This window comes from Eudoraea sp. (assembly GCF_049669105.1).
In the GTDB taxonomy this organism is placed as follows: domain Bacteria; phylum Bacteroidota; class Bacteroidia; order Flavobacteriales; family Flavobacteriaceae; genus Eudoraea.
In genome coordinates, this window is the sequence record NZ_JBATKE010000044.1 from 1 (window position 1) to 5,772 (window position 5,772).

The following is a 5,772-nucleotide window of genomic DNA, read 5'->3' on the forward strand; positions in this document are numbered from 1 at the left end:
ATTGACCTATCATAAGGTAAAACAATTGCCAACCTTGGGAATATGAATAAAAACTGCACACAACAACGCATCCTATGAAAAGCCCTAGTCCAGTTTCCTTAAAGATAATTAATATTTATTTTTCTTACTTAAACCACCTTTTTTTCTTTTAATATAACTTGCTCCGCATCCTATATGTGATCCACGCCCTTGGCGTGGTCACCGGCATCTGTATGATTATAAGTTATAATAAGCCCGGCCACTTGCTATAAATATGTGATCCCCGCCTGGGGCGGAGCCACCCACGTTGTTTTGTGGTACAGGCTTGTCTACTTGTGTAATGAGCTTAGTTATGTTTAATAATTATTCGATAACTCCTATCACATAGGGAGTTTCTGTTTTTATTACTGCCAGGGTCCTGCTGAGCAGTTTTCTGGCCACTTTTATGATAATTTTCTTAGTGTCCTTGCCTAAATGTTTTCGATAATAGGCCTGCATTACTGGATCTGCCCTTATGGCCTGCCAGGCGGCCTCCACAAAATAAGAGCGTATCAATCGGTGTGCCCTCGGGGTCATGCCCATAACCCGGTAGTTGTCCCCGCTTTGGTACACCCCCGGTGCCAGGCCTACATAGCCTGCCAAGTGTTTCACGCTATTGAAGCGTCTCAGATCACCCAGCTCGCAAAGGATACCACAGGCCACAATACCACCGATACCGGGTATACTGCGTAGCAACATGTAATCCTTCTTATAATGCACCTTACAATATCTCCTGAGCTGCGTCGAAACATCCCGAAGTTCCTGGTCCACGAAACGGAAAAAACGCATCCTACTCTGCAAGGTCGCCTTTGCTGTAGGGTATGTAAAAACCATATCGTCTAACCATGTTCGGAACTTATGGCTCCAATGGTCATTGTCGAACTCCTCCGGGACCTTAATGCCAAAATAGAGCAGTTGCATCTTGATGTAGGATTTCACCCGGCGGAAGTCCTTCACCAGATCATTGCGCCGGCGGAAAAGACTTCGAAGCTGCTCACGTTCCCGCTCTGGAATAGCAATACTTTCCAAACGACCATCCCTGAGTTCACGACTTATCAGCTGTGCATCGATACGGTCCGTCTTGGTATGGCGCTCTTTGCCTTTACGGTGGATATCCGCAGGGTTAACTACAAGAGATTCCCATCCATAGGAAACAAAACAACGGTGAGCATAATACCCGCAGCAACCTGCCTCATAAGCCGTACTTACCTCAAAACCCGGAAAATGTTTCAGTACATAATTCAATAATTGTTCGGGATCAGGGGGCATACTGAATGACTTACCCGAAAAAAGATCAGTGCTACAATGAACCTTCCAGCTTCGCTTGTGAATGTCGATACCAATGTATAGCTTTGGTAGAGCAGTTTGTTGAGATTCCATATCTTATAGTTTTAGAGAACTTTAAAGATACTTGACTAACTGCTTTTTCATCGATGCTATAATTCATCGGGTAGTTGGTTAAGATGAAGAGTTTTTCCTACATTTATCTGCAAAACAAACCGAAAATGATTTCGGTTTCAAATGGCTCGCCTTGCAAACGCTAATTTCTCGCAATAAATCGCGAGATCCGCACTAAAAGCTCGCCATCCAGAACCCGCCAAATCATAGCCAACACGTTGTAACACATTTAAAGAAAAAATGAAATGAAAAACAATAATCCTATTTTCCTCTTAATTCTTTGCTATATTATTTTCTCATTTAATGGGTTTAGCCAAAGCAAAGAAATTGTGTCTAATACTGATGAATTTGATTATCTGATTGGAATGGAGTATTCAGAATTATCGGAATTAAAGGAGTTACAATATAAATCAAGAGTTGGTTTAACAAAAGATGATATAGAAACAACTTCGACAAGTTTCGTCAAAGGAAATAATCAAATTATTACATCTGAAAGTGTTAGAATTGATACTAAATCGAATCAGAAAGTATATAAAATACTCGATATTATTGTACTCAATGGTTATTACGCTTCTTGTGAAGGTTGTTTGCTGTCAAATAAGAAAAATGTAACCATTAAAACCTTTCATCCGCTTGGAAAAACGGTAAGTGACTCCATTATTGTGGCATTTGAAAAGAATTATAGTACTGGGATATTTCGATCAGTTGACCCCAACAATTACAAATTGAATCCCAAATCTTATCCACAGAAAAAAGATTAAACGTGTTACAACAATGGCTATAATTCATTGTGGTTTTGTGCCGCACTAAAATAAAAGTATAAATCAACGGCTGATTTCTAAGCGGAATAATCCTGCGGATGATTCCACAACGAAATCATAGCCTAGACGTTATCTTCAATATCTCAAAAGTGGTGGAATATTTAATTGAGAGGAAATAAATCCACAGATTTACTAGTGTTAATTATCAATCTCGATATTCTCTTAAGGTTTCGTAATTAATTCTGATTTAATAAATTCGTACCCTTTGTAAAGAATTATAATTTCCATAAGAGTTGCAGGCACAAGTAAAATCAATGCCAGAGGAGATAAAAAGACAGAAATTAAACAACTTCCAAGAACAATTTCCGCAATTCCTGCATACTTTGAGAGCAACCCCAAACTATCTTGCAACCTAATAAGTGTAATGCCAAAAAATAGGCTCGTAACACCAGCCATAATTGACTTGCTAAATGTAAAAACAACCTTTAATTGGTTATTCTCAATAAGAACTACCTTTATAATATCTGAAAAAACGATTCCTGTCATTAATCCTATCATCAAGTACGAGCATATTCTAAGAAGATAGTTATCAAATATTTTTGCCAGAACTGTAAAGCCTCTCATGAAAAAACTAAATGACAGAAGTATCCAAAGTTTAAGTAAAATAAAAAACACCTTCCATACGGTTTCAACTTTGTCTTCGTTGAAAATTAAATATTCGAATCCATACTCAATAATTAGGACTAAAAAATAAGCAATACCAGCAATCCAAGCAGTTTGCACTATTGAAGAGAGTGTATTGTTGGTAAAATCTCCTATCAAAAAGAAGTTTGCAAGCCTATTTTGAGTTGATTTATTATTTAGCTCATAATTCTTTAAGCTTTGACGATTCTCACTCAAAGATTTTAGTAATAGATCAATAGTGGAGTTTCTTGGCATTACCTCTCCTGATTCAATTCTTTGAATGGTACGCAATCCCAATTTACTTTTTTCCGCGAGCTCTTCTTGTGTGAGATTTAATTTTTTTCTTAATTGAAGGATTATTTTACCGAGTTCAGGTTGATGCATTTTATCTATATTTTACCACTTTCGAGCAAATAAAGATAATCCATTCGTTAATCATCAGTTGTATTTAAATTGATTTCAGTCTCTTAATCCTTTTTCGAAGATATATTACCAATAGTATTATAATAACCCAAACTATAATTATCGAAACTATTATCGATCTGTAAAGTGACATAAAAAGTAGGGTATCGATGTTTCCAGTTTTCCAAAGTACCCATTCACTTCCAATTTCAGTAGCTAATAATGGGTTTCCCATTTCAAGAATTATTATGCCATTTCCTGTGGATGGATTTAATCTCACCGCTGTGTTTATTGCTGGGTCGTTTTTTCCGTCATGTCCAATTATAAAATCATCTTGATTATTATCTGCATATAACATCGTGCCTAGTCCCCAAATAGCAGCTCCCATTTGATAAGCATGTGGTTTTCGCATTTCATCAATAGTATTTTCATTTAGCACACCTCTACCCTTGGTTTCATTATTTATACCTTTGAAATGTGCTTGAACAAAAAGTTCCAAGTCATTAAGAGATGTATACAATGAAGTTGCTGCCAACGAGGTGTATCTATAATGTTTTGCAATTGAAGTATCTTCGTTATAAAATGTAGCGAGGTTTGAATGCATTGCATCGTCCCAAACAAATGTAGAATTTGTCATCCCTAAAGGCTGAAATATAGTTTCTGTCATATAATCTTGAAAAGATTTTCCGCTCACTTCTTCGATAAGTAACTGAAGCAAAGTATAACCACCTCCAGAATATACCCATTCTGTACCAGGCTTGATTCCGACTTTTACTTCACCATTAGCACCAGGGGATGCATCTGAGGCCCGAGTAAGGGATTCTTCAAGGCTTTGAACAGGTGTTTCTGGAAGAAACCCTGCATACCCCAGCCCATCAGTTAAGCCTGCCGTATGGCTCAATACAAGTCTTACTGTCACCTCATTATTATTAAATTCTCCTTTAGGAAGTTGCCATCGTGTTAAATAGCTATCTATAGGATCATCCAAATTTAATTTCCCTTGATCCACCAAAGACATAATACCCCAAGCAGTAACCCATTTGCTTAGAGAAGCTACTTGGAAGGCTGTATTTCTGTTTACTGACTTATCGATTGAAAATAAATATTCATTATAGACTTCACCATCTTCAACTAAAGCCATCGCAATACTGCCGACAAAATCAGAGTGTATCTCTTGTTTAGCCTCCTCTACAAAGTCATCTGGATTACCTGAATCTGTTATAGGTTGAATCCACCAACCACTTAATGTTCCAAAGACTATAAATATTGCCCATAAAATAAATAGGACTAATGTTATCAAAACCGTTTTAAATAAAATTCGCATATAATATTTTTTTGCAATTTTACATTTTTAACAAATACCAGTTTAATAAGTTGTACGCCATTTAAGCGTCACTTAAACGTCACTCTATTTATCTATAATAAAGCAATACTAAACTAAATCATTAGCATAGTGAAAATCATATCTTAGCATCAACAAACTTCAAAGGGATAGGGAAACAAACCTATATGATATCTTGCATTATAAAGAAGATAACAACGTATATAAAAAATAACCAGGTAAGGGCAAGTCAAAAAAGATTGCTCATTTTTAATACATTTATACTATCCGAAAAGATTGCGCACATCAAAACGCTACTTTTCATATACAAAACCGTTGTAGCCCATTCAAAATGAGGATTATAAATAATTTTTGTATCTTAATGAATACCTTATAACCAATTAAATGTATCATTATGAACTCAAAAAGGACATTTGCAATGATTATGATTCTCGGAATTGTAATTACAGGATGTAAACAAAAAGAAGAAAAAGTTGAAGTTGAAGAAGTGAAAATTGATTTAGTTAACGACGAGTTTCCTGAAGCAAAACAAGAAGTGATGGACACCTGGGATGCCATTGTGCAAAGTCTAAAGGATGGAGATATGGATAAACTAATTGATTTTCATGCTTATAGTCCAAAGTTTTCAGAGTTTAAAAATGGAGCGCCACGCAATGGAAGTGAAGCTAACGAAGAATTTGAACGCAATACTTTTGGCGCTGTAACTGAGATTGTGAAATTCGACGCTAAAGATATGCAAGTTGCGGTGTATGGCGATGTGGCCAATGTAACTTTTCATTCTGATTTTCATCTCAAATTTGGTGAAGACCTAGTGGTTGTAAACGATCAAATTTCGTTATTATTTGTAAAGACAGATAATGGATGGAAAATTGTTAGCGAACACCATTCTCCTCTGAAAATAGAAGAAAGTTAAAAACGTGCTACAACAAAGTATATAAAAAATAGCTCATATAGCGCAGGTTATCAAAGCCTGCGCTTTTTAATACATTTATACTAGCCAAAAAGTTAATGAAAAAAACTCGTTACTTTTCATATACAAGACCGTTGTGTGCAATTTGAAAAAATGAAAAATTTTGAATTAAAGACAAATCCTGAAGTTGAATTGGTTTTTGCCAACTACCCTGAAGAGGTTCGTAAAAAAATGATTGGCTTAAGAGAATTGATATT

5 protein-coding genes are annotated in these 5,772 nt (G+C 36.0%); 2 read left to right on the forward strand and 3 right to left on the reverse strand.

Features of this window, described 5'->3' with window-relative positions:
* Positions 1 to 342 precede the first annotated feature (342 nt).
* Positions 343 to 1,398: an IS110 family transposase gene (locus WBM60_RS03340; protein WP_424282758.1), complete on the reverse strand. Its 1,056-nt coding sequence runs from the start codon at positions 1,396 to 1,398 to the stop codon at positions 343 to 345.
* Positions 1,399 to 1,661: 263 nt separating this feature from the next.
* Here WBM60_RS03340 and WBM60_RS03345 point away from each other — a divergent pair, with 263 nt between their 5' ends.
* Positions 1,662 to 2,177, forward strand: a complete 516-nt coding sequence (locus WBM60_RS03345) for a hypothetical protein (RefSeq protein ID WP_424277387.1) — start codon at positions 1,662 to 1,664, stop codon at positions 2,175 to 2,177.
* Positions 2,178 to 2,399: 222 nt separating this feature from the next.
* On the opposite strand, the gene WBM60_RS03350 is transcribed toward WBM60_RS03345, so the two are convergent.
* Together WBM60_RS03350 and WBM60_RS03355 are read right to left on the reverse strand one after the other, a co-directional pair.
* Positions 2,400 to 3,245 carry a helix-turn-helix domain-containing protein gene (locus WBM60_RS03350; protein WP_424258980.1) on the reverse strand — a complete coding sequence of 282 codons (846 nt, stop codon included), beginning with the start codon at positions 3,243 to 3,245 and terminating at the stop codon, positions 2,400 to 2,402.
* 64 nt (positions 3,246 to 3,309) lie between these two features.
* Positions 3,310 to 4,587, reverse strand: a complete 1,278-nt coding sequence (locus WBM60_RS03355; protein WP_424258982.1) for a serine hydrolase domain-containing protein — start codon at positions 4,585 to 4,587, stop codon at positions 3,310 to 3,312.
* A gap of 412 nt (positions 4,588 to 4,999) precedes the next feature.
* Between WBM60_RS03355 and WBM60_RS03360 the strand changes: the two genes are divergently transcribed.
* The gene (locus WBM60_RS03360) at positions 5,000 to 5,518 is read left to right on the forward strand and encodes a nuclear transport factor 2 family protein (RefSeq protein WP_424258984.1); all 519 of its coding nucleotides are present in this window, start codon (positions 5,000 to 5,002) and stop codon (positions 5,516 to 5,518) included.
* Positions 5,519 to 5,772 lie beyond the last annotated feature (254 nt).

Excerpts from the sequence above, each read along its gene's own strand:
- WBM60_RS03340 (WP_424282758.1), bottom strand. The coding sequence starts at position 1,398 with ATGGAATCTCAACAAACTGCTCTACCAAAGCTATACATTGGTATCGAC.
- WBM60_RS03345 (WP_424277387.1), top strand. The coding sequence starts at position 1,662 with ATGAAAAACAATAATCCTATTTTCCTCTTAATTCTTTGCTATATTATT.
- WBM60_RS03350 (WP_424258980.1), bottom strand. The coding sequence starts at position 3,245 with ATGCATCAACCTGAACTCGGTAAAATAATCCTTCAATTAAGAAAAAAA.
- WBM60_RS03355 (WP_424258982.1), bottom strand. The coding sequence starts at position 4,587 with ATGCGAATTTTATTTAAAACGGTTTTGATAACATTAGTCCTATTTATT.
- WBM60_RS03360 (WP_424258984.1), top strand. The coding sequence starts at position 5,000 with ATGAACTCAAAAAGGACATTTGCAATGATTATGATTCTCGGAATTGTA.